Origin of the sequence: Nonomuraea sp. NPDC049309 (assembly GCF_043196965.1) — a bacterium.
Classification (GTDB): domain Bacteria; phylum Actinomycetota; class Actinomycetes; order Streptosporangiales; family Streptosporangiaceae; genus Nonomuraea; species Nonomuraea fastidiosa.
Genome location: NZ_JBICSH010000007.1, coordinates 60,026 through 82,113, shown reverse-complemented (window position 1 = coordinate 82,113; position 22,088 = coordinate 60,026). Strand labels below are relative to the sequence as shown.

22 protein-coding genes are annotated in these 22,088 nt (G+C 71.9%); 13 read left to right on the top strand and 9 right to left on the bottom strand.

All coding sequences use genetic code 11. The features are described from left to right. The first annotated feature begins 6 nt into the window (after window positions 1-6). From ACGFIM_RS34760 to ACGFIM_RS34750, 3 genes are all read left to right on the top strand, one after another. Window positions 7-591, top strand: coding sequence for a TIGR00730 family Rossman fold protein (locus tag ACGFIM_RS34760; protein WP_393209486.1), 585 nt, complete (start codon window positions 7-9; stop codon window positions 589-591). Window positions 592-673: 82 nt separating this feature from the next. Next, window positions 674-1,453 carry a hypothetical protein gene (locus ACGFIM_RS34755; RefSeq protein ID WP_393209483.1) on the top strand — a complete coding sequence of 260 codons (780 nt, stop codon included), beginning with the start codon at window positions 674-676 and terminating at the stop codon, window positions 1,451-1,453. After that, on the top strand, window positions 1,450-2,001 hold the full coding sequence (locus tag ACGFIM_RS34750) for a DNA-3-methyladenine glycosylase I (RefSeq protein WP_393209480.1): 552 nt from the start codon (window positions 1,450-1,452) through the stop codon (window positions 1,999-2,001). The genes ACGFIM_RS34755 and ACGFIM_RS34750 overlap by 4 nt, the downstream gene beginning before the upstream one ends. 142 nt (window positions 2,002-2,143) lie before the next feature. Here the strand turns inward: ACGFIM_RS34750 and ACGFIM_RS34745 are convergent, their stop codons facing one another. Both ACGFIM_RS34745 and ACGFIM_RS34740 read right to left on the bottom strand, forming a co-directional pair. Continuing rightward, window positions 2,144-2,920, bottom strand: a complete 777-nt coding sequence (locus ACGFIM_RS34745) for an enoyl-CoA hydratase-related protein (RefSeq protein ID WP_393209477.1) — start codon at window positions 2,918-2,920, stop codon at window positions 2,144-2,146. After that, on the bottom strand, window positions 2,917-3,714 hold the full coding sequence (locus ACGFIM_RS34740; RefSeq protein ID WP_393209474.1) for a PaaX family transcriptional regulator C-terminal domain-containing protein: 798 nt from the start codon (window positions 3,712-3,714) through the stop codon (window positions 2,917-2,919). Before ACGFIM_RS34740 ends, ACGFIM_RS34745 begins: the two co-directional genes overlap by 4 nt. 160 nt (window positions 3,715-3,874) lie before the next feature. Here ACGFIM_RS34740 and ACGFIM_RS34735 point away from each other — a divergent pair, with 160 nt between their 5' ends. Continuing rightward, entirely contained in the window at window positions 3,875-4,042 is a 168-nt protein-coding gene (locus tag ACGFIM_RS34735; RefSeq protein WP_020545024.1) for a DUF3117 domain-containing protein, read from the top strand. An 82-nt stretch (window positions 4,043-4,124) separates the two neighbouring features. Beyond that, window positions 4,125-5,531 carry a leucyl aminopeptidase gene (locus ACGFIM_RS34730; RefSeq protein ID WP_393209471.1) on the top strand — a complete coding sequence of 469 codons (1,407 nt, stop codon included), beginning with the start codon at window positions 4,125-4,127 and terminating at the stop codon, window positions 5,529-5,531. A gap of 196 nt (window positions 5,532-5,727) precedes the next feature. On the opposite strand, the gene ACGFIM_RS34725 is transcribed toward ACGFIM_RS34730, so the two are convergent. Further along, window positions 5,728-6,366: an O-methyltransferase gene (locus ACGFIM_RS34725; protein WP_393209468.1), complete on the bottom strand. Its 639-nt coding sequence runs from the start codon at window positions 6,364-6,366 to the stop codon at window positions 5,728-5,730. A 184-nt stretch (window positions 6,367-6,550) separates the two neighbouring features. Between ACGFIM_RS34725 and sigE the strand changes: the two genes are divergently transcribed. The 4 genes from sigE to ACGFIM_RS34705 all read left to right on the top strand — a co-directional run bounded on the left by sigE (window position 6,551) and on the right by ACGFIM_RS34705 (window position 10,847). After that, the gene (gene sigE, locus ACGFIM_RS34720; RefSeq protein WP_393209465.1) at window positions 6,551-7,183 is read left to right on the top strand and encodes an RNA polymerase sigma factor SigE; all 633 of its coding nucleotides are present in this window, start codon (window positions 6,551-6,553) and stop codon (window positions 7,181-7,183) included. Between the two features lies 1 nt (window position 7,184). After that, window positions 7,185-7,715, top strand: coding sequence for an anti-sigma factor family protein (locus tag ACGFIM_RS34715; RefSeq protein ID WP_393209462.1), 531 nt, complete (start codon window positions 7,185-7,187; stop codon window positions 7,713-7,715). 178 nt (window positions 7,716-7,893) lie between these two features. Further along, window positions 7,894-9,840, top strand: coding sequence for a trypsin-like peptidase domain-containing protein (locus ACGFIM_RS34710; protein WP_393209459.1), 1,947 nt, complete (start codon window positions 7,894-7,896; stop codon window positions 9,838-9,840). A gap of 638 nt (window positions 9,841-10,478) precedes the next feature. After that, the gene (locus ACGFIM_RS34705) at window positions 10,479-10,847 is read left to right on the top strand and encodes a sec-independent translocase (RefSeq protein ID WP_378785171.1); all 369 of its coding nucleotides are present in this window, start codon (window positions 10,479-10,481) and stop codon (window positions 10,845-10,847) included. A gap of 88 nt (window positions 10,848-10,935) precedes the next feature. On the opposite strand, the gene ACGFIM_RS34700 is transcribed toward ACGFIM_RS34705, so the two are convergent. From ACGFIM_RS34700 to ACGFIM_RS34690, 3 genes are all read right to left on the bottom strand, one after another. Then, the gene (locus ACGFIM_RS34700; RefSeq protein WP_393209455.1) at window positions 10,936-12,072 is read right to left on the bottom strand and encodes an Mrp/NBP35 family ATP-binding protein; all 1,137 of its coding nucleotides are present in this window, start codon (window positions 12,070-12,072) and stop codon (window positions 10,936-10,938) included. A 159-nt stretch (window positions 12,073-12,231) separates the two neighbouring features. Continuing rightward, on the bottom strand, window positions 12,232-12,756 hold the full coding sequence (locus ACGFIM_RS34695) for a DUF1003 domain-containing protein (protein WP_393209452.1): 525 nt from the start codon (window positions 12,754-12,756) through the stop codon (window positions 12,232-12,234). Continuing rightward, a complete protein-coding gene (locus tag ACGFIM_RS34690) occupies window positions 12,746-13,957 on the bottom strand; it encodes a magnesium transporter MgtE N-terminal domain-containing protein (protein WP_393209449.1) in 1,212 nt (403 codons plus the stop codon). Before ACGFIM_RS34690 ends, ACGFIM_RS34695 begins: the two co-directional genes overlap by 11 nt. Window positions 13,958-14,057: 100 nt before the next feature. Here ACGFIM_RS34690 and ACGFIM_RS34685 point away from each other — a divergent pair, with 100 nt between their 5' ends. Continuing rightward, on the top strand, window positions 14,058-15,047 hold the full coding sequence (locus ACGFIM_RS34685; protein WP_393209446.1) for a DMT family transporter: 990 nt from the start codon (window positions 14,058-14,060) through the stop codon (window positions 15,045-15,047). Between the two features lie 65 nt (window positions 15,048-15,112). On the opposite strand, the gene ACGFIM_RS34680 is transcribed toward ACGFIM_RS34685, so the two are convergent. Further along, complete coding sequence (locus tag ACGFIM_RS34680) at window positions 15,113-15,490, bottom strand: hypothetical protein (RefSeq protein WP_393209444.1); 378 nt, start codon at window positions 15,488-15,490, stop codon at window positions 15,113-15,115. Window positions 15,491-15,566: 76 nt separating this feature from the next. On the opposite strand from ACGFIM_RS34680, the gene ACGFIM_RS34675 reads away from it, so the two are divergent. After that, window positions 15,567-16,499 (top strand): HpcH/HpaI aldolase/citrate lyase family protein, encoded by a 933-nt coding sequence (locus ACGFIM_RS34675; RefSeq protein ID WP_393209441.1) that lies wholly within the window; start codon window positions 15,567-15,569, stop codon window positions 16,497-16,499. Here ACGFIM_RS34675 and ACGFIM_RS34670 read toward each other — a convergent pair. Together ACGFIM_RS34670 and ACGFIM_RS34665 are read right to left on the bottom strand one after the other, a co-directional pair. Continuing rightward, window positions 16,489-17,034, bottom strand: coding sequence for a DUF6529 family protein (locus ACGFIM_RS34670; RefSeq protein ID WP_393209438.1), 546 nt, complete (start codon window positions 17,032-17,034; stop codon window positions 16,489-16,491). The two genes, ACGFIM_RS34675 and ACGFIM_RS34670, sit on opposite strands and share 11 nt — an antisense overlap. After that, window positions 17,031-17,762, bottom strand: coding sequence for a hypothetical protein (locus tag ACGFIM_RS34665; RefSeq protein ID WP_393209435.1), 732 nt, complete (start codon window positions 17,760-17,762; stop codon window positions 17,031-17,033). The genes ACGFIM_RS34670 and ACGFIM_RS34665 overlap by 4 nt, the downstream gene beginning before the upstream one ends. Before the next feature lie 99 nt (window positions 17,763-17,861). Between ACGFIM_RS34665 and ACGFIM_RS34660 the strand changes: the two genes are divergently transcribed. Beyond that, window positions 17,862-18,833: a CPBP family intramembrane glutamic endopeptidase gene (locus tag ACGFIM_RS34660; protein WP_393209432.1), complete on the top strand. Its 972-nt coding sequence runs from the start codon at window positions 17,862-17,864 to the stop codon at window positions 18,831-18,833. 185 nt (window positions 18,834-19,018) lie between these two features. Further along, window positions 19,019-22,084, top strand: a complete 3,066-nt coding sequence (locus tag ACGFIM_RS34655; protein ID WP_393209429.1) for a hypothetical protein — start codon at window positions 19,019-19,021, stop codon at window positions 22,082-22,084. Window positions 22,085-22,088: the final 4 nt, after the last annotated feature.

The following is a 22,088-nucleotide window of genomic DNA, read 5'->3' as shown; positions in this document are numbered from 1 at the left end:
GGCGGCGTGAACATCTGTGTCTACTGCGCCTCCAGCCAGAACATCCACGCCAAATATGTCGACCTGGCCGCCTCTGTCGGCACCGAGCTGGCCCGGCGGGGCCACACGCTGGTCAGCGGCGGCGGCTCCGTGTCCTGCATGGGCGCCGTCACCGCGGCCGCCCGCGCCGCAGGCGGCCGGACGATCGGCGTGATCCCCCAGGTTCTGGTGGACATGGAGGTGGCGGACGAGGAGTCGGACGAGCTGATCGTCACCGACGGCATGCGCGAGCGCAAAGGTGTCATGGACGCCCGCTCCGACGCGTTCCTCGTGCTGCCGGGCGGCATCGGGACGTTGGAGGAGCTGTTCGAGATCTGGAGCGCGCGGGTGCTCGGCATCCACGACCGCCCGCTCGTGCTGCTCGACCCCTTCGGCCTGTACGACCCGCTCAAGGCGCTGGTCGAGCGCATGTACGACGAGGGCTTCACCCGTCCCGACGTGTTCGACGCCATCTCGTGGACCACGACGGTCGAGGAGGCGTTCGCGCACCTCGAAGGGCGTGCGCAGCCGGTCAGGCCGAGCGTCGCCGAGCTGGGCGAGGCGTCCGGCTGACCGGTGTCCGCGCCGCCCGGTGACGCACCGGTTGCGCCATGTGCGGCACCTCGTGCCCCGATGCAATGAGTACGATGCCCATGTGCTGGTCATACTCGCCATCGCCGCCATCGCCATCCTGGTCTGCGTGGTCCTGGTCTCCCTGGGCAAGGGCGGTGAGCTGACCGAGTTCCCGCCCGACGTGCCGTCGCTCGACCTGCCGGAGGCGGCGCAGCTCACGGCGGCCGATGTCATGGCCATCCACCTGCCGGTCAACCTGGTCGGCTACCACACGCAGAGCGTCGATGAGACGCTGCGCAGGGCCGCGGGGGCGATCAGCGCGCGCGACACCCGCATCGCCGTGCTGGAGCAGCGGGTCTCCGAGCTGCTGTCCAACCGGCTGTACGAGCGGCAGGAGAGCTACGCCGCGCCCGGCTCGGGGCCGCGCACCGAGCACGCGCCGGAGGCTCCCGCCGTCTCCCGCGAGCTGCCCGAGTCGGGCGATCCGGTGACCTCCAGCGGCGCCTCGGTGTCGTGGGACGGCGGCGCCCGGCTGGCGAGCCCGCCCGAGGACCCGGAGTGGCGGCTGCCCGGCGTTCAGGCTCAGACCGAAGCGGAGGATCAGGGCGAGCCCGTCGCGGCCGAGACCGAGACCGGCGAGAAGACCGGCGAGGAAGCCGGCGAGGAAGCCGAGGAGAAGGCCGAGGAGAGGGCCGGGCAGAACGGCCAGGCCGCGCAGGACGGCCGGCACACGGACGAGAGGGCCGACGAGAAAGTCGGTGGGAAAGCCGGCGAGAAGGCCGAGGAGAAGGACGGCGAGCCGGAGCGTGAGGCGTCCGCGCGGGCCGCGCTCAACGGCCAGGAGGATGATCAGGGCAAGTGACCGAGCCGATTCGCTGCGCATGGGCCGGTCTGTCCGACCCGATGTACCTCGAGTACCACGACAAGGAGTGGGGCCGCCCGCTCAAGGGCGATGACGCGGTCTTCGAGCGGGTGTCGCTGGAGGCGTTCCAGTCGGGCCTGTCGTGGCTGACGATCCTGCGCAAGCGGGAGCACTTCCGGGCCGCCTTCGACGGCTTCTCGATCCCGAAGGTGGCCGCGTACACGGACAAGGACGTCGAGCGGCTGCTGGGCGATGCGGGCATCGTCCGCAACCGCGCCAAGATCGAGGCCGCCATCACCAATGCCAGGGCCGCGCTCGACCTGCCCGGCGGCCTGTCGGAGCTGGTGTGGAGGTACGCCGAGCCCGACCGGCCCGCGCCGCGCACCATGGCCGACGTGCCGGCCGCGACGCCGGGCTCGAAGGCGCTGGCCAAGGAGCTGAAGCGGCACGGGTTCGTGTTCGTCGGCCCGACCACCGCCTACGCGCTCATGCAGGCGATCGGGCTGGTCAACGATCACCTCGCGGACTGCGTCGCGCGCGGGTGGTGAGCGCGGCGGCGTGGCTGCGCCCGAGCCGTGACGAGCTCGAAGGCGGCCGCTGCGCCGTCGCCGGTGTCATCCGCCCGCTGGCGGCCCGAACGCCTCTCCACGGCCGTTCTGGCCGCCGGCGAGGTGCCCCCGTGCCGGCCGGTCACTCTCCGCTGAACGTCGGCTGCTCCTTGGCCAGGAAGGCGCGGGTGGCGTTGCGGTGGTCCTGGGTGGCGGCGCACTGGTCCTGCAGGTCGGCCTCCAGGGCGAGCGAGTCGGCGAGCGCGTGCGTGGCGGCGTAGGCCAGCGCCCGCTTCGTGGCCGCGTACGCGAGCGTGGGTCCCTGCGCGAGGCGTGCGGCGAGGTCCGTCGCGGCCTTCACGACCTCGTCTGCGGGCACCACGCGGTTGACCAGGCCCAGCTCCAGCGCGCGTGCGGCGTCGACCGGCTCGCCCAGCAGCATCAGCTCGGCGGCGCGCCCCTGACCGACCAGGCGCTGCAGCGTCCACGACGCGCCCGAGTCCGGCGCGAGCCCGATCCCGGCGAACGCCAGCGCGAACTTCGCCCGCTCCGACGCCACCCGCAGGTCGCAGGCGAAGGCCAGCGACGCGCCCGCGCCCGCGGCCACGCCGTTGACGGCGGCCACGACGGGCTTCGGCATCGTGCTGATCAGCTCGATGATCGGGTTGTAGTGCAGGCGCACGGTGTTGGCCAGGCCGCGCCCCGACTCCAGGTTCTCGGCGTGCTCGCGCAGGTCCTGGCCCGCGCAGAAGGCCCGGCCCGCGCCGGTCAGCAGCACCGCCCTGACCGCGCGGTCGTGCGCGGCCTTGCGCAGCGCGTCGTGCAGCGCCTGCTTGGCCTCGACGGTCAGCGAGTTCATCGCCTCCGGCCGGTCGAGCGTGATGGTGGCGACGGCGTCGGCCACGTCGTAGCGGATCACATCAACTCCCTGTCGACGAACGCGGCGGCCGCCGGCAGCAGCCTGGCGGCCTCCTGCTCGAAGAAGGCCCTCGCCTTCTCACCCGGCCAGCCCGGCGGCAGCAGCTCGGGCGGCAGGCCGGGGTCGCGGAACAGGAAGTTGCGCCACCCGTGCACGAGCCTGCTGCGGGTGGCGAACACCTGATCAGGCGACGCCTCTTCTGGCAGAGTGCTGATCAGCGTGACAGCCTCGGCCAGCCAGTGCTCGTACGCCTCGCCGATGGCGTCGAGATCCCACGCCCTGGCCACCAGCTCGCGCGGGTCGCCCTCGAGCGCCGCGTCGAACCTGTCGGCCCGCACCCCCTCGCTCTCCAGCAGGTTGTCCAGCTCGATCGAGGAGCGCGGGCCGATCCACGTCGTCTCCGACAGCGAGGCGTAGCCCAGGAAGGTGAGATCCGCCCGCAGCCGCTCCCTGCGCTGGCGCTCCTTCACGGGCTCGAAGACGATGAGGTGCCAGCGTCCGTGCCAGGTGAGGGTTCCAGCTCGGTAAATTCTCAGCGCGGCCTCATCGAGCCGTCTGACGCACTTCGGGGTGAGTCCGTAGCCCGCTCCCTGCGGCAGCCGCACCGGTCTCAGCCACCCCTGACGCACCATCCGCGACACCGCCGTACGTACCGCGGGAGCCGCGATTTCCAGGGGTTTCATGAGACGCACGAGGGCGGCGATGGTGGCCTGCCCGCCGCGCGAACGCAGGTGATCTCCGTAGAGGTCGAACAGAGCGGCGCGAGCGTGCACGAAGTCCAGTTTGGACGTCATCGCCTGGCTCGACAACGCATTCTGGGAGGAGATCGTTACCCATGAGCGCTCTCGATGCGGGAGAATAGGACATCACAGAAGACGTGAATGCGCCGGCCACCCTCCCGGGGTGGCCGGAAATCGCGGGCCGCGGGAGCCCAAGGCAGGAAGGGATACACGCATGGCGGCGATGAAGCCGCGGACCGGCGATGGTCCGCTCGAGGTCACCAAGGAAGGGCGCGGCATTGTCATGCGAGTCCCTCTGGAGGGTGGCGGCCGGCTCGTCGTGGAGATCTCCGCCGACGAGGCCAAGGCGCTCGGTGAGGCGTTGAAGAACGTCGTCGGTTGAGCGCTCCCCGGAGGAAGACCCTTGTTCTACGACCCTGGCGTGGCCACGACGCCAGGGTCGCTCACGTTTGAGGAGAGGTTCCGTGCCCATTGAGACCACTGCTTCGGTGGTCACCGAGGTTCCAGACGACGCCGAACTCCTGGCCGTTCCCTACGACTCCGGTCTCAGCCCGTCCGTCGAGCTGCCGCTTCCGGCCGCGGACCTGCTCGCGCACTACGACTCCAAGGGCGAGGCAGGCGAGGTCGTCGAGGTACCGGTCGCGCGCTCCGGCGGCGTGGGCCGGGTCCTGCTGTACGGCGTCGGCGACGGCTCGCCGCGCGATCTGCGCAAGGCCGCCGCCGCGCTGACCAGGAAGGTCAAGGGCAGGGAGACGCTGACCGTGGTGCCGCCGGCCGCGGACGACCTGACACCGTTCGCGGAGGCGGCGCTGCTGGCGGCGTACACGTTCAAGATCGGCAAGCCGGGCAAGGAGCCGGTGCGGTCGCTCGTGTTCGCCGGTGCGGACGAGGGCCAGGTACGCCGCGCGGAGACCGTCGCGCAGGCCGTGGCCTTCGCCCGCGACCTGGCCAACACGCCGTCGTCGGTGAAGAACCCCGCCTGGCTCGCCGAGCGGGCCCAGGAGACCGGTCTGCCCGTCGAGGTGTGGGACGAAGAGCGGCTGCGGGCCGACGGCTTCGGCGGCATCCTCGCCGTCGGCCGGGGCTCGGCCAGCCCTCCGAGGCTCATCAAGCTCTCCTACACCCCCGACGAGCCGGCCACCCGGCACATCGTGCTGGTCGGCAAGGGCATCACGTTCGACTCGGGCGGGTTGTCGCTCAAGCCGACCGACAACATGAAGACCCAGAAGACCGACATGGCGGGCGGCGCGGTCGTCATCGCCGTGCTCAAGGCGCTGGCCGCGCTCAAGGCCCCCGTACGCGTCACCGGCCTGGTCGCCGCCGCCGAGAACATGCCGTCGGGCACCGCGCAGCGGCCCAGCGACGTGATCACCCACTACGGCGGCCGCACGGTCGAGGTGCTCAACACCGACGCCGAGGGCCGGCTGGTGCTCGCCGACGCGCTGGCGTACGCCGACGCCGTGCTCGACCCCGACGCGGTGGTCGACATCGCCACGCTCACCGGCGCCATCACGGTCGCGCTCGGCCGCGTCTACGGTGCCGTCTACTCCACCGACGACGAGCTCGCCGAGCGGCTCGTCGCGGCGGGGCAGGCATCCGACGACCGGCTGTGGCGGATGCCGCTGGTCGAGGAGTACAAGCCCGCCCTCGACTCGCCGATCGCCGACCTCGCCAACGTCGAGTCCGGCAGCAAGTTCGGCGCCGGGTCGATCACGGCGGCGCTGTTCCTGCGGGAGTTCGCGGGTGAGCGGCCGTGGGCGCACCTCGACATCGCGGGCGTGGGGCGCAGCACGTCCGACGAGGGCACGCTCAGCAAGGGCGCGACGGGCTTCGGCGTACGCGTGCTGCTGGAGTGGCTCACCAAGAGCTGACCGGCGCCGCCCGCCGGGCCCGATGCTCACCGGGCCGGCGGGCGGCCGCGCCCGGGGCTCACGGGGCGCCTGCGGCTGCGGCTCACGGGGCGCCCGGGGCCGGAGGCCGGCGGGCGCCGTGCTCGGGGTCGGAGGCCGATCGCCGGCCCCCTGAGAGGGTTCTCCTGGGGCCGGCGGGCCTTTTCGGTGCCTTGGCTCAGTCGGAGATCTTCACGGCGGCCAGCAGGCCGTCGCCGAGCGGCATGAGCACCGAGCGCAGCCGCTCGTCCGACTGCACGAGCTTGCCGACCTCGCGCAGTGCCACCGTGTCGGTGTCGCGCTGCGTCGGGTCGGCCACGCGGTTGTGCCACAACATGTTGTCGAAGGCCACGATGCCGCCCACGCGCAGCAGGCGCACGGCCTCGGCCAGATAGTCGGCGTACTCATGCTTGGCGCCGTCGGCGAAGACCATGTCGTACCCGCCGTCGGACAAACGCGGCAGCACGTCCAGCGCGCGCCCCGAGATGAGCCGCACCCTGCTGCCGGAGAACCCGGCCTCCGTGAACGCCTGACGGGCCAGCCGCTGGTGCTCGGGTTCGACGTCCACGCTCGTCAACGTCCCGTCAGAACGCATGCCGCGCAGCAGCCACAGCCCCGACACGCCGCAGCCCGTGCCGATCTCGACGACCGACTTGGCGTTGATGACGGTCGCCAGGAAGCACAGGGCGGCGCCGCCGCCGGGAAGGATGGGTGTGGCACCCATCTCCAGCCCGCGCTGCCGCGCCGCGTGCAAGATCTCATCCTCGTGATGGAACTGCTCCGCATAGGCCAGAGTGGCCTCCACCGGAGTGGTCATCGGCCTCCTCCCCCCACTTTCATTGCGATAGGTCGCGAGGTATACGCGTGATTGGCACCGATCGCAGCCTAGGGGAGACACGCCGGGACGGGAACTCAGGAGGGCATCGAGGCGTTGCAGGTTTAAACGGGCTTTGCCGGTCCGGAAGGCAGGCAGTGCGCACGAAGGGACGAAACCAGGCACTATGGCGGTAGCGGTGGTCCCAGAGAGAGGAGTTCTGGTGGACGAGAGCGACCACCAGACCGATACTCCGGTGTCGTCCGAGTGGACGCCTCCCACCTGGGAGGAAGTGGTGCGGACGCACTCCGCGCGCGTGTATCGGCTGGCATACCGGCTGACCGGCAATGTCCATGACGCCGAAGACCTCACGCAGGAGGTCTTCGTCCGGGTCTTCAGGTCGCTGTCGAGTTACACCCCGGGCACGTTCGAGGGGTGGCTGCACCGGATCACGACCAACCTGTTCCTCGACATGGCGCGGCGCAAGCAGCGCATCAGGTTCGAGGGGCTCGCAGACGACGCCGCCGAGCGACTGCGCGGTCGTGAGCCGTCCCCGGCCCAGGCGTTGCATGACGCCCACCTGGAGCCCGACATCCAAGACGCCCTCGACGCGCTCGCCCCGGAGTTCCGGGCCGCGATCGTGCTGTGCGACATCGAGGGTCTTTCTTACGAGGAGATCGCGGCCACGCTCGGCGTCAAGCTGGGTACGGTCCGAAGCCGTATTCACCGTGGCCGGGCGCAGTTGCGGGAGGCTCTCGATCACCGAGCCCCCCGTAATACTCAACTCCCCCCGACCGTGATCCGTGGGGAGGAGATCTGACATGGCTCATTTGGGAGAACGCGCCTCCGCGCTTGTCGATGGAGAGCTGAGTCACGCCGAGCGCGAACGCGCGCTGGCACATCTGACTTTCTGTGCTGACTGTCGTCGTGAAGTGGAGTCGGTAAGGGCTCTGAAGTCCCGCCTGCGCTCGCTCGAGATGCCGGCGATGCCCGCCGACCTGACGATGTCCTTGCTGCGCATGGCGGAGCCCGGCGGGCCGCTGCCGCCGCGGGAACGCCCTTTTCCTACCCGTACGTTCGGGGGAGTGCCCATCCCCGGGCCGCACACGATCGCCCCCATCGACAACCGTCCGCGTCGCGACGGCAGTGGCGGCGCTTCGGGTCCTGGCCGCGGTGGTAGCCGGCGGCGGTCCACGTACGTGGCGGTCGGCGTGGTCTCGGCGGCCGTGGCGCTCGGCACCTTCTTCGCCGCGAGCGGAATCGGGCAGAACAATCCCGCTCCGCCGGTTGAACTGTTCCAGCAGCAGGCCCGTACTACGCCTACGAACGCCTCATCTAACGCCACACCTTGACCTCGGGCTCACCTCGTTGGTGCCGGCGGACATTCGGTTGGCGTAGTCGGCGGCAGAGCGGGCATACGATCTGGGTTCGGGAATTGTCACAGGCAAGTCCTGACAAAAGCTTTAGATCACTCGTATGCCGCAAAAGCCAGCGTTTGCGGTGGCCGAGCCAAGGAGTGGTGAGATCTGAATGACCGACGAGACGCGGTCCCCGGGAGGGCGCACACCGTCGGACTCCCCCGAGCCACAGGGGCGGCCGGACTTCCTGCCCGCGGACGACAGGTCCGAGCAGCGGCCGGAGCCGCCCGCCTCCTTCGGCTCCTCGTGGGGCGACCCGTCGGGCCGCTCCGGAGGCTCCGGCTCGCCGCCGTACGAGCCGCGGCCGTACGACGCCCCGGCCGACCGGTCCCCGTACGGCGGGCCTGGGTCCCAGCAGGGCGCGGGACCGCAGCACGGCGCGCCGCCGTTCGGCCCGCCCGACCGTCCCCAGGCTTCTTCCCCCGAGAACTCCTACGGCCGTCCCGACACCGAGACCCGCGTCTACGACGGCCCCTCCTTCGGCCCGCACAACTCCTCGGGCCCGCAGGGCTCCGCAGGCCCCTCCTCCGGCCCGCAGGGCTCCCCGGGCCCCTCCTTCGGGCCGCCCGGCTCGGCTGAGGCCCCCTTCGGCTCGTCCGGCTCGGCTGAGCCTTCCTTCGCTCCGCCCGGCTCCACTGAGCCCTTCTTCGCTCCGCCCGGCTCGGCTGAGCCTTCCTTCGCGCCCCCGAACGGCGACACGCGTGCGTACGAGAGCCCGTTCTTCGGACCGCCCGACGGGGGCGCCCGCGCCTACGACGGCCAGCCGCTCGGGTCGTCCGGCGAGCACCGCGGCTTCGGCGACCACCCGGGATTCGGCGGGCCGCCCGGCTCCCACAGGCCGCCCCAGCCGCCGCCACCGCGCCAGGCCATGGGCATGGGCCCCGGCTGGGGGCCGCCGCCACCCGGACGGGACACCGCCGCCGCGCACCGGGGGCCGCGCACCGGCTTCCTGATCGCGATGGCCGTGGTGATCGCGCTGGTGGCCTCGATGCTCGGCAGCGTCGGCACGTACCTGCTGACCCGGCCGACCAGCAGCGCCACCGACCCCTCCTACAGCCTCGGCCCGCCGCCCACCGGTGCCACCAACCGCGCGCCCGACTCCGTCGCCGGCGTCGCCGCGCGGGTGCTGCCCAGCGTGGTCTCGCTGGAGGTCGGCAACGGCACCAACACCGAAGGCGCCTCCGGCTCCGGATTCGTGATCAAGAACGGCTACGTGGTCACCAACAACCACGTCGTCGCGCTGGCCGCGCAGGGCGGCGAGATCCGGATCATGTTCAACAACCGCAAGACCACCACCGGCCGCATCGTCGGCCGCGACCCGGGTTCCGACCTCGCGGTGATCAAGCCTGAGGAGACGTTCGGCACGCCGGAGATCACGCTCGGCAACTCCGACCAGGTCGTCGTCGGCGACCCGGTCATCGCCATCGGCTCGCCGCTCGGCCTGACCGGCACCGTCACCACCGGCATCGTCAGCTCGCTCAACCGGCCCGTCATCGCCGGTGACGAGTCCGGCAACAACGAGGAGCCCGCGTACATCAGCGCCATCCAGACCGACGCCGCCATCAACCCCGGCAACTCCGGCGGCCCGCTGGTGAACGGCAAGGGCGAGGTCGTCGGCGTCAACTCCGCGATCGCCACGCTCGGCCGTTCGATGACCAGCCAGAGCGGCAGCATCGGCCTCGGCTTCGCGATCCCCGTCAACCAGACGCGGCGGGTCGCCGAAGAGCTGATCACCACCGGCCGGGCCAAGCGGCCCAAGATCGGCGTCGTCCTGGAGAAGGACTTCAGGGGGCAGGGCGTCAAGATCGCCACCGAGCCCGCCGCCGGCCAGCAGCCCGTCACGCCCGGCGGCCCCGCCGACAAGGCCGGCCTCAAGCCCGGCGACGTGATCCTGGAGATCGACGGGCTGGCCCTGCAGGACAGCAACGAGCTGATCGCTCTCATCCGCAGCAAGGAACCCGGCTCCAAGATCAAGATCAAGTACCAGCGCGACGGCCAGGACCGCACCGCCACCCTCACCGTGGTGGCCGAAGACGGCCCCGCGCCGTCGCCCTCCTGACCTCGTCCCAACGATCACCCGGCCACCCCGGACCCGCGGGCGGCCGGGTGACACGTTGCTGAACGGCAAGACGTCCGGACCCACCCCAAGGAAACCGCCCCACCCCGGCCTCGCGCATGGCTGTGAGAGAGCGGGCCGCGAACCGTGGGGGGTGGACCGCAGACTGCTCACGCCCTGGTCTCGCGCTTGGCTGTGTGGGAGCGTGCCGCGAACCGTGGGGGCGGACCGCGAACCGTTCCCGCCCTGGTCTCGCGCTTGGCTGTGTGGGAGCATGCCGCGAACCGTGGGGGCGGACCGCGAACCGCTCCTGCCCCGCCTCACGCTTGGCCGCGCGGATGGCGGGGTGGTGTGTTCGGGCGGTGGGTGGTTTGAGCGCGGGCTGCTGCCCGGCCCGTGCAGACCGGCTCGCCCGCAAGCTCGCCACTCACGCGTGCCGGCGAGTTCGCGGGCGGCGATGCCGGTGTGAGAGGCGTCGCCCCGGGGTGGTCCTCGTGTGGGTGCGACGGCGGGCGGGTGTTGCCATCGGGGCGTGGGTGGTTTGTCCTAGGGGGGGACGACTCAGCCACGGCCGGAAGCCCTTAGTCTGTGGATAGGCCGGGGTTGTCCTCGGAGAGGTTGGACTGCGGTAGGAGCTCACGGTGTTCGGACTCGGGTGGATGGAGGTCGGAGCGCTGATCGTGATCGCGCTCCTCGTCTTCGGTCCCGACAAATTGCCGCAGGCCGCCGCGCAAGCGGGCCGGACCCTGCGCAACCTGCGCCGGATGGCCAACAACGCGCGTGAGGACCTGCGTGCCGGGCTCGGTCCCGAGTTTCAGAATTTCGACCCGGCCGACCTCAACCCGCGCAACTTCGTACGCAAGCATCTCCTCGACGACCTCGAGGACGACTGGAACAACGCGGGCAAGCCGAAGGAGCTGGAGCCGGTCGCGGCGACGTACACGCCGGAGCCGGTGGTCGATGAGCTCGGCTTCGGTGAGATTCCCCCGTACGACTCCGAGGCCACCTGACGCCCGCCCCGCACAAGCGCACGCGTCACCGGCCCTGCGCACGAAAACGGGCCCGTCTCGAACGAGAGCGGGCCCGTATCGGAGAAGGTCAGCGGCGGGGCGAGAGGCCGAGCTGCATGCCCTTGAGGCTGGTGGAGCGCTTGCTCAGCCCGGCCGCGATCGAGCGCAGCTCGGCGGCGGCCGGCGAGTCGGGGTCGGTGAGCACGAGCGGCTTGCCCTCGTCGCCGCCCTCGCGCAGCCGCATGTCGATGGGCACCTGGCCGAGCAGCGGCACGCGGGCGCCGAGCGTGCGGGTGAGCGCGTCGGCGACGGTCTGGCCGCCGCCTTCGCCGAAGACCGCGATGCGCTCGTCGCAGTGGGGGCAGGGCAGCCACGCCATGTTCTCGATGACGCCGGCGATCTGCTGGTGGGTCTGCGCCGCGATGGAGCCGGCGCGCTCGGCGACCTCGGCGGCGGCCATCTGGGGCGTGGTGACGACGAGGATCTCGGCCGACGGCAGCCGCTGGGCGACGGAGATGGCGATGTCGCCGGTGCCGGGCGGCAGGTCGAGCAGGAGCACGTCGAGGTCGCCCCAGTAGACGTCGGCGAGGAACTGGTGCAGCGCCCTGTCGAGCATGGGGCCGCGCCAGACGACGGGGGTGTTGCCCGCCGGCTTGAACATGCCGACCGAGATGACCTTGATGTCGTGGGCCACCGGCGGCATGATCATGTCTTCGACCTTGGTGGGCCGCTCGGAGGCGCCCAGCATCCGGGGGACGCTGTGGCCGTAGATGTCGGCGTCGACGATGCCGACCTTGAGGCCGTTGGACGCCATGGCGGCGGCGAGGTTGACCGTGACCGACGACTTGCCGACCCCGCCCTTGCCGCTCGCCACCGCGAAGACGCGGGTCAGCGAGCCCGGCTGGTTGAACGGGATCTCCTTCTCCGGCCCGCGGTCGCCCCTGAGCTTGGTCTGCAGGCTCTTGCGCTGCTCGGCGCTCATCACGTCGAGCTCGATCTGCACGGCGGTGACACCCTCGACCTTGGAGACGGCGGCGGTGACGTCGCGGCTGATGGTGTCCTTCATGGGGCAGCCGGCGACGGTGAGGTAGATGCCGACGCGCACCGCACCGTCGGGGGCGATCTCGACGTTCTTGACCATGTCGAGGTCCGTGATGGGGCGACGGATCTCGGGGTCGATGACGGTGGACAGCGCGGCCGTCACGAGTTCCTGGGTTGGTGCCATCGAAGTCTCGGCACGAGGGAGTGTGCCGTCCCTCCTTTGTCGGTCTATGTGTGACAGGCGCTGAAACGCCAGTAGTGAGGATGCCCCTCCATGGTATGAACCACGGTCCGCAGTGGGTTAATCCGCACTGTTAGATGTCTGTGCAACAGCGGTCCAAGGTTACTCCCCGGTGCTCTTGCGCGACGAGCGGCCGTCCGGGGAGGCCCCGCCGTCGACGGCGTCCATCTCCCGTAGCTCGTCGAGCAGCCGCCCGAGCTCGGCGCGCAGGTAGTCGCGGGTGGCGACCTCGTTGATGGCCAGGCGCAGGCCGGCGATCTCGCGCGTCAGGTATTCGATCTCGGCCTGGTTGCGCTCGGCGGTCTCGCGGTCCTGCTCGTACTGGATGCGGTCGCGGTCGTCCTGGCGGTTCTGGGCGAGCAGGATGAGCGGCGCGGAGTAGCTCGCCTGCAGCGAGAGCATCAGCGTGAGGAAGATGAACGGGTACGGGTCGAACCTCAGGTGCGGCGGCGCGAACACGTTCCACAGCACCCAGACCGACACGAACACCGTCATGTAGACGATGAACCGGGCGGTGCCCAGGAACCGGGCGATCCGCTCCGACAGCTGGCCGAAGGCCTCGGGGTCGTAGTGGGGGCGCAGGGAGCGGCGCAGCTCGCGCGGCTGGTCGAGCCGTTCAGTCGTCATGCTCGTGGTCCCTCTCCCGCCAGTCCTCGGGCAGCATGTGGTCGAGTACGTCGTCCACGGTCACCGCGCCGACCAGGCGGCCGAGCTCGTCCACGACGGGGGCCGCGACGAGGTTGTAGTTGGCCAGGTAGTAGGTGACCTCGCGGAGCGTGAACTCCGGCTTGATGGGGTCGATCGACGGGTCGAGCGCGCCGCCGAGCAGGGTGGACGGCGGCTCGCGCAGCAGTCGCTGGAAGTGCGCGACCCCGAGGTAGGTGCCGGTCGGCGTCTCGGTCGGCGGCCTGGTGACGTAGACCTGGGCGGCCACCGCGGGCGTGAGGTCCTGCTGCCTGATGTGGGCGAGCGCCTCGGCGACGGTGGCGGTGGGCGGCAGGATCACCGGTTCGCTGGTCATCACGCCGCCCGCGCTGGTCTCCGGGTACGTGAGCAGCCGCCGCACCGGCGCCGCCTCCCCGGGCTCCATGAGTCCGAGGAGCTGGGCCGCCTGTTCTTCCGGCAGGTCGTGCAGCAGGTCGGCGGCGTCGTCGGGGCCCATCTCCTCCAGGACGACGGCCGCCCGCTCGGGCGGCAGCACGCTGAGGATGCCGATGCGGTCGTCGGGCGGCAGCTCCTCCAGCACGTCGGCGAGGCGGGTGTCGTTGAGCGCGCGGGCGATCTCCAGCCGGCGCTTGCTGGGCAGGCCGTGCAGGGCACTGGCCATGTCGGCGGCGCGCAGCGACTCGAACGCGGCGATGAGCCCGGCCGCGCCCTGGTCCTTCTGCAGGGTGTCGAACCCGGACACCTCGTCCCAGTCCACGATGCGCGGGTCGCGCCGCTTGCGCCGGTAGACGGCGACCTTGGTGATCTCCCAGACGGAGGGCTTGATCTCCTCCATGGCGACGTCGTAGACGGTCATGGGCTCGCCGTCGACGGTCACGGTGAGGTCGAGCATCTCGCCGATGACCAGCGTCTCGGTGGTGCGCTGCTCGAACCTGCGCATGTTGAGCTTGCCGGTGAAGACGACGGCGCCCGCCTCGATGCGGCGTACGCGGGTGATGGGGAGGAAGACGCGGCGGCGCGGCTGCACCTCCACCACGAACCCGTGCACGGTGGGCCGCCGGGCGATGCGCAGCCCGACCACGACGTCCCTGACCCGGCCGATCTGGTCGCCGGCCGGGTCGAACACCGGGGTCCCGGGCAGCCGGGCCACGAAGATCTTCACCCGGTCAGGCTAACAGCGGGGGCCCATTGCGCTCGGGAGCCCGGACGTGTCAGTATCAAACCTGCTTAACGGTGATTACGGGGTATGCAGGGGGTCTGCGATGAGGTATGCGGGGTTGGCGCTCGCGTTCGTGTCCTCGTGCTGTTTCGCGTTCTCGGGGCCCATGGCGAAATATCTCAACGCGGCCGGGCTCGCGCCCATCGAGGCGGTCTGGACGCGCATGGCCGGCGCCGGGCTGCTGCTGATGACCGTGCTCGCCGTGGTGCGGCCGCGCGCGCTGCGCATCCGCCGCTCCATGCTGCCCTTCGTCGCCCTGTACGCGGTCATGGCCGTCGCCGGGGTGCAGGCCCTGTACTTCGTGGCGATCACCCGGTTGCCGGTCGGCATCGCGCTGCTGCTGGAGTTCATGGCGCCGGTGATGGTGGTGGCGTGGGTGCGTCTCGTCCGCAAGGTGCGCCTGGTCAAGGCCGCGTACGTGGGCGCGGTCGTCGCCGTCGTGGGCCTCGGCATCGTCGTCGAGGCGTGGCAGGGGATGCGCCTGGACGCGCTCGGCCTGCTGCTCGGCCTGCTCGCCGGGGCGTGCTGCGCCGGATATTTCCTGATGAACGATAGCTTCGGCGACGAGGTGGACCCCCTCGGCCTCATCGCGTGGGGCATGGTCGGCGCGGCCGTGGTGCTGGCCCCGTTCTCCCGGCCGTGGGACATCCCCTGGAGCGCCTTCACGGCCACCGCCACCCCCGAGGGCGGCATCACGCTGCCGGTCGCCGGCGCGTACCTGTGGATGGTGGTGGTCGCCACCGTGGTCGCCTACATCCTGGGCGTGAACGCCGTGCGGCGGCTGTCGGCCGCGGTCGGCGCGACCGTGGCCTCGCTCGAGGTGATCTTCGGTGCCGTCGTGGCGTGGGCGCTGGTGGGGGAGCGGCTCGGCGTGTTCCAGATCGTCGGCGGGCTGATCGTGATCGGCGGCGCGCTGCTCGCTCAGACCGCCACCTCGGCCACCCGCCCGCAGGCCGCACCGGAGCCCCTTGAAGGGACCGGCGAGGAGACGGGTCAGGAACCCGGCCCCGAGCCGGTCACGTCCGCGGGCTGAGCCCGCGCCCGCCCTGCCCGCGGCCCCTCCGCACGGGCCGCGCGGACCGGGGCCGGACGGGCCGCTCAGACCTGCGGCGTGAGCCGCCACACGGTGGACTCGCGGGCCCAGCGCTCGGTCAGATGCTCGCTGTCGGGGGCGTTGAGCCGCTCCTTGGCCAGCACCGCCACCGCGTCGGACGCCGCCGCCTGGTCCACCTTCTCGACCGTCGCCTCGAACTCCGCAAGGCGCGCGCCGTTGTCCTTGCTGCGCAGCGTGACCGTGACCCGATCGCGCGACTCCAGGCCGGGCAGCTCCTGCTCGGCGCCCCCGGAGACGAGGTAGATGGCGCCGTCGTGCCAGGCGTGCCAGGCCAGGCGCGGACGGTCGAGGGTGAGCCAGCAGACGCCCGACTTCTTCGCGCCCTCTTCGACGGCCGCGGCGCTCACAGATCCCTCGCTCACAGGCACGACTGTAACCGCCGGAAGCGGGCGCGGTCACCGGGCGGCCGTGAGCAGGCCGCGCGAGTAGGTTGAGCGCATGCGCTCACGACGTTCGGTGCTCGCCGTGCCAGGCAGCAACCCCCGGTTCCTGGAGAAGGCCCAGACCCTGCCCGTGGACGAGGTCTTCCTCGACCTCGAGGACTCCGTCGCCCCGCTGGCCAAGGAGGAGGCGCGGGCCAACATCGTCCGCGCCCTGCGCGAGGGCGACTGGTCCGGCAAGACGCGGGTGGTCAGGGTGAACGACCTGACCACGCAGTGGACGTACCGCGACGTGATCGAGATCGTGGAGGGCGCGGGCGAGCAGCTCGACTGCCTCATGCTGCCGAAGGTGCAGGACCCGACCGAGGTGATCTGGCTCGACACGCTGCTCACGCAGATCGAGAAGACCATGGGGTACGAGGTCGGCCGCATCGGCATCGAGGCGCAGATCGAGAACGCCCGCGGCCTGGTCAACGTGGACGCCATCGCCGGGTCGTCCAAGCGCCTGGAGACGCTGGTGTTCGGCCCCGCCGACTTCATGGCCTCCATCAACATGCGCACGCTCGTCGTCGGCGAGCAGCCGCCCGGCTACGCCGAGGGCGACGCCTACCACTACATCCTCATGCGGCTGCTCATGGCCGCGAGGTCGCACGACCTGCAGGTCATCGACGGCCCCTACCTGCAGATCAAGGACGTCGAGGGCTTCCGCAGGGTCGCGACGCGCGCGGCGGCGCTGGGCTTCGACGGCAAGTGGGTGCTGCACCCCGCGCAGGTGGACGCCTGCAACGAGGTGTTCTCGCCGTCGCAGGAGGACTATGACCACGCCGAGCTCATCCTGGAGGCGTACGAGTACTACACCACCGTGGAGAAGCGCGGCGCGGTCATGCTGGGCGACGAGATGATCGACGAGGCGAGCAGGAAGATGGCGCTCGTCGTGGCCGCCAAGGGCCGGGCGGCCGGGCTGCGCAGGACCAAGCGGTTCACACCTTGATGCCGACGGCGGTGAAGAACCAGAACGACGAGGTCAGCCAGAGCCCCACGAGCACGGTGAACGCGAGCCCGCCGAGCACCGGCAGCGTCCAGCCCGGCGCGTCCCGCCTGGGCAGGGCCAGCATCTTCGCGGTGAACACGCCGTAGAAGAAGCAGCCGAGCAGCGAGTGGGCGAGCACTCTGGGTACGTCGTACTGCAGGCCCAGGGCGTACAGGCAGTGGAAGGCGACGGGGATCGTGAGCAGGAACGCCGCCCGCCCCGACCAGCGGTGCACGGCGGGCGGGATCGCGACGCCCAGCCTGCCCCACAGGGACAGGGCCGAGATGACCTGCACGATCGCCAGCACGAACGCGCCCGTCGTCAGCCACACCTTCATCGGCAGCGCGCCGGAAAAGCCGGCCACGCCGACCGCGAAGCCGGTCGGCGTGTGCGCGCGGCCGTACACGCCGAGTGCGATCATCAGCAGGCCGCCGGCGAGCAGCGGCACGAGCAACGGGGTCAGGCCGCGGGCGGGCCGCTGGGGGATGGCGGTCATGGCATCTCCTCGACGAACGAGTCGGCGTCCTTGGGGTAGACGGTCGTGCCCTCGACCGTGATGGGCGCGGTCGGCTGAGCGGCGTCGAGCTGCGGGACGTCGATCTGCTCCTTGCCCGCGAACGCGGCGCCGACCTGGGAGTAGCCCCCGTTGGGGTTGCGCACCAGGATCCAGCCCGCGCGGAACTTGGCGCCGCGCACGATCGCGGTGGCGCGGTAGAGGCCCGACGGCTTGGTGACGGCGGGGGCTTTGAAGGAGAACCGCTTGCCGGCGACGGTGACCGTGCCCTCGGCCCGCCCGCCGTCCAGCTCCGCCCTGACCGTGGAACGGGGGTCGGCGACGCCCTTGAGCCGCAGCTCGCCGGCCGACTCCGTGCCCGTGAACCAGGCTTCGAGGCGGCCGTCGCAGAAGTAGCCGACGGCCTTGCCGTTCCTGATCGAGATGGCGATCAGCCCGCCGTTGCCCTTCACCCGGCCGCCGTAATCGGCCTTGTCGATCTTCTTCGGCTCGGTGGCCGTGGGGGAAGGGGACGCGGATGCGGTGCTCTCCCCGGCGTTCCCCGATGGGCTCGCCTCGGCTGCGGGGGCCTCGGCGGCGGTGTTCGTACGCGTGTCGGTGGCGGCGGAGTCTCGAGCCGCCGGTGCCGCGGCGATGCTGGCGACACCCAGCCCCAAGGCGAGCACCGCGCCCGCCGTGAGGGTGATCACAGGTCCCAGCCGTGACGACATGGACTGCTCCCAGGGTCGAAAGGTCTACGCCATCGAGCATCCGCCGCTTTCCCGGACCCGTCTGTGAACTATTACGTATGGGACAGACAGAATGGAGAGATGCAGCAGAAACCAGGGCCGCAGTATCCGTACGGTGGCTATCCGTACCCGCCGCCGGCGCCGTCCTGGTTCCTGCCGGTCCCGCGCGGGGCCCGCTATGACCACCTGGCCAGGACTCCCGCCACCCGGCCATGGCAGGCGATCGTCGGCACGCTGATCGTGGCGGCCGGGTTCCTGCTCATCGGCGTCGTCGTGGTGACCATGTTCGTGGTGGGGGCGGCCGTGCTCGGCCTGCCCGCGCCGATCCACCCCAGTGGGCTGCCGAAGGGCACGCCGGCCGGCCTCGCCATGTCGCTGCTGTCCATCGCGCCCGTGCTGCTGCTGGTGTTCGGCACCGCGGCGCTCATTCAGCGGCGCCGCCCCGGGACGCTCTCGTCCGTGGCCGGGCGGTTGCGCTGGACGTGGCTGCTGTCCTGCGCGGCCGTGGCGCTGCTCGCGATGGTCCTCGGGCAGGTCGCGCAGTACGCCGCGCTGGCCTCGGCCGGCCTGGACACCGAGATGTTCGGCTGGGCCGGGTGGGAGACCTTCCTGCCGCTGCTCGTCGTGATCGTGCTGCTCGTGCCGTTCCAGGCGGCGGCCGAGGAGTACGTCTTCCGCGGCTGGTTCGTGCAGGCCGTCGGGGCGCACGTGCGCAACCCCGTCTGGTCGATCCTCATCGGCTCGGCACTGTTCGCCTCACTGCACGGCTACTCGTGGGCCGGGCTGCTCGACGTGTTCATGTTCGGTGCGGTGATGGCGTGGCTGAGCGTACGCACCGGAGGGCTGGAGGCGGCCATCGCGCTGCACGTGCTCAACAACGTGATCGCCTTCGGGACGAGCGCCGCCGCGGGCACTCTCGACGACGCCCTGAACCAGGGCAAGGTGCCGGTGCCGTGGCAGGCGTTGGCGGGAACCGTGGTGCAGCTCGGGGTGTATGCGTTTGGTGTGATGTATCTAGCTAAAAAGCGGTCGATTAGCGCTATTTCGCAATAAAACGGGCGAGGGGTGCGGGGAATCTCGCTAGAGAGGTCTCGCTATTCCGGCCGAGACATGTTGGTCTGGATGCTGTACGGGACGGCGAGGGCAGGGACAGTCCCCGGGCCCGGACCTTCCTGGAACGGTCCGCGACAGCGGCCGGGATCGACCTGTACGACTCGTTCGACTAGGAGGGACGCCGCGTGGCCTCCGGCCCCAGCGAACCGCCACGGCGACCGCCGGAAGACGACGAGCCCCGTGCCGAGGGCCCGTCCGCTCCCCAGCCGCATGCCGAAGAGCCCAGAATCAGCCACTCGCCGCCCGGTCCCACCGACGACCGTGCCCGAGGGCTGCCCCTGGCCTCGCCGTGGGGCATGCCGCCGTTCGCCGCCCCGATCCCCGACGAGGAGCCGGAGCCGCCCAAGGGGCGCCGCCCGTACAGCTCGCCCGCGGCCGAGCCCGACGCGGAGCCGCGCCGCCGGCCCCGGCGCATCGTCAACCGGCCGGACAAACTCGTCGCGGGCGGCCCGCTGAGCCGGCCGCGACCGGCTCAGGAGGGCGCGGGCGGGGCCACCCAGCCGCTGGCCGCCGCCCCCGGCGCGCCGGTCCAGGACGCCCCCGCCCAGGACGCCCCCGCCCAGGAGGCCGGTCCGGCTGAGGAGGGGGCGCAGCGGCGGCGGGACCGTACGCCGCCTCCGTACCGGCTGGTCTATCCGCTCCCGTCCCGCGAGACCTCGCAAGAGCCCCCAGCACAGGAGCCGTCAGCACAGGAGCCCCCAGTACAGGAGCCCCCAGCACAGGAGGCGCCGCCGCAGGAGCCCGCGCCGCCGCAGGAGGAGCGGCCGGGCGGCGAGGACGAGCCCGAGGTGCGGCGCGTCGGACGCCCGCCCGCCGGCCGCCCCACCCGCCCCGACCTGCTGGTGGCCACCGGCCCCGCCCGCCCCACGGGAGCGGGCGGACGCCACCACAGAGGCCCCGCCCCGGCCGCGTTCCGCCGGGCCGGTCCGGTGCGCAGGCGCAGCAGGGCCGTGCCCGTCGCGCTGACCGTGGCCGCAGCCGTCCTGGTGGCCGCCGGCGTGCTGGTCTGGCAGTGGCTCGGCGACGAGAGCCCGGCGCTGCGCCTGGAGGCGGGCACCGGGCGTTCGGGCGACGAGCTGTTCACGGTCCCCGCCGCGGGCGAGGGCGTCAACCAGAAGCTCAACGACATGGCCTCGGCGGGCAAGGCGGTGGTGGCGGTCGGCAGCGACACGACCAGCCCGACCCCGCGCCCGCTCTTCCTGTTCTCGCCGGACGGCGGCAAGCACTGGCAGCTCGGCCAGGTGAACGGCACCTCCGCCACCTCGACCGTGCGCAGGGTGGTCGGCGGCGACGGCCGCTGGCTGGCCAGCGGCGGCGACGAGGCCACCGGCGAGCGCGGCCTGTGGACCAGCACCGACGGCTACAGCTGGACGGCCGTGCCGCCATCGCGCCTGGCCGCGTTCCGGCCGGGCGACCACATCGAGGACATCGCGCGCACGAAGTCAGGGTTCGTCGCGGTCGGCCGCACCACGGGCGCCGGCGGCGGCACGGGACCGGCGGCCTGGCGCTCGGCGGACGGCTCCGCATGGGAGCGCGCCGAGCTGAGGGAGCCGGACGTCCGTGAGCTCAGGGCCGTCGTGGCCAGGGGCGACACGGTCGTGGCCATCGGAGTACCCGCGGACGGCGAGGGATCGCGGGTGCTCCGATCGGCCGACGGAGGGGGCACCTGGCAGGCGACCGGCTTCCGCCTCCCCGAGGCGGGCGACCCGCGCGCGGGGACGGTGGCGGTGCTGCCCAAGCGGTTCGTGCTGGTGCCGACGCGGCGGCGGACGATCGAGGGCGACGTACGCGTCTACTGCTCGCAGAACGGGACGCGGTGGTCGCAGTGCGGCTCCATCCGCGGGCTTGACGCCACCAGCACCGGCGTCGAGTCGCTGATCTCCTACCCGTCCGGCGTCGCGGCGATCGCCCAGGCGGGCATCGGCCGCTACGCGGTGCTGACCAGCACCGACGGGCGCGACTGGGACAAGCGGGCCGACCTGCGCGACCTGAGGGGCGCCACGCTGCGCGGGTTCACGATCGCCGAGGGCGGGACCCTGTTCGCGGGCGGCGACCAGGCGGCCTCCGACGTCGACAACCAGATCGTGCTCGTGGCCGCGCCGCAGCGCGGCTCGGTCTCACGGGTCGACGTCGCCGGAATCGACGGCCTGACCAGGATGTCCCGCGAGACCAACGCGCTGGCCGCCTACGACGGCAGGTACGTCGCCGTCGGCTCGGCCTCGGGCGACGCCGGCCTGTGGACGATCAGGAACTGGCAGCGCTGGAAGTCGATGAGCCTCGGCGGCCCCGGCAGGCAGACGCTGGAGGACGTCGCCCACGGCAGCCGCGGCTGGCTCGCCGTCGGCGGCACCGAGACCGGCGTCGCGCTCACCGACCCGCTCCTCGTCACCTCGCAGGACGGCGAGAACTGGAAGCGGGTGAACGTCACCGGCGACCTGGCCCGCCCCCAGGACGACCCGTTCCTGCGCACCGACGTGGTCACCGCGGGCGCGAAGGGCTATGTGGTGGCCGGCGAGTCGCGCGACCAGGCGGGCGTGTCGCGGGCGGCCATGTGGTTCACGCCCGACACGCGCAAGTACACCAGGTCGGAGAAGCTGCCGCAGGGCGGCTCGGGCGTGCACATCCACGACGTGGCCGCGGCCGGGGACGGGTTCGTCGCGGTCGGCGGCAAGGGCACCGGCGACCGCGAGGACGCCGTCGTCTGGTACTCCGCCGACGGGCTCAACTGGCGGGCCCGCGAGCCGGCCGCCCCGGACGGCGCGAGCGCCGCCGGGCTGCGCAAGGTCGCGGTGCACCAGGGGCGGCTCGTCGCCATCGGCACGGCGGTCGCGGACGGCTCGCGCCGGGCGTACGCGGCGGTCTCCGACGACGACGGCGAGAGCTGGCGCACGGCCTGGCTGCCCGCCGAGCGCGCGGCCGGCGTCTTCGACCTCGCGTCGGCCGACGCGGGCCTGGTGGCGGTCGGCTGGCACGGCACCCAGGGCGAGGGCGACAGCGCCGCCTGGACCTCGCAGGACGGGCTGACCTGGAACCGCATGGAGCTCACCAGGGACCGCCTGGGCGGTCAGGGCGCGCAGTGGCTGTCGGCGGTGGCCGTGGCGGGCACGGAGGTGGTCGCGCTCGGGCGCTCCACGACGTACCAGGCCGACCACCTGATCCTGTGGACCTCCAGCCTGACGTCGAGCCGGTAGCGGC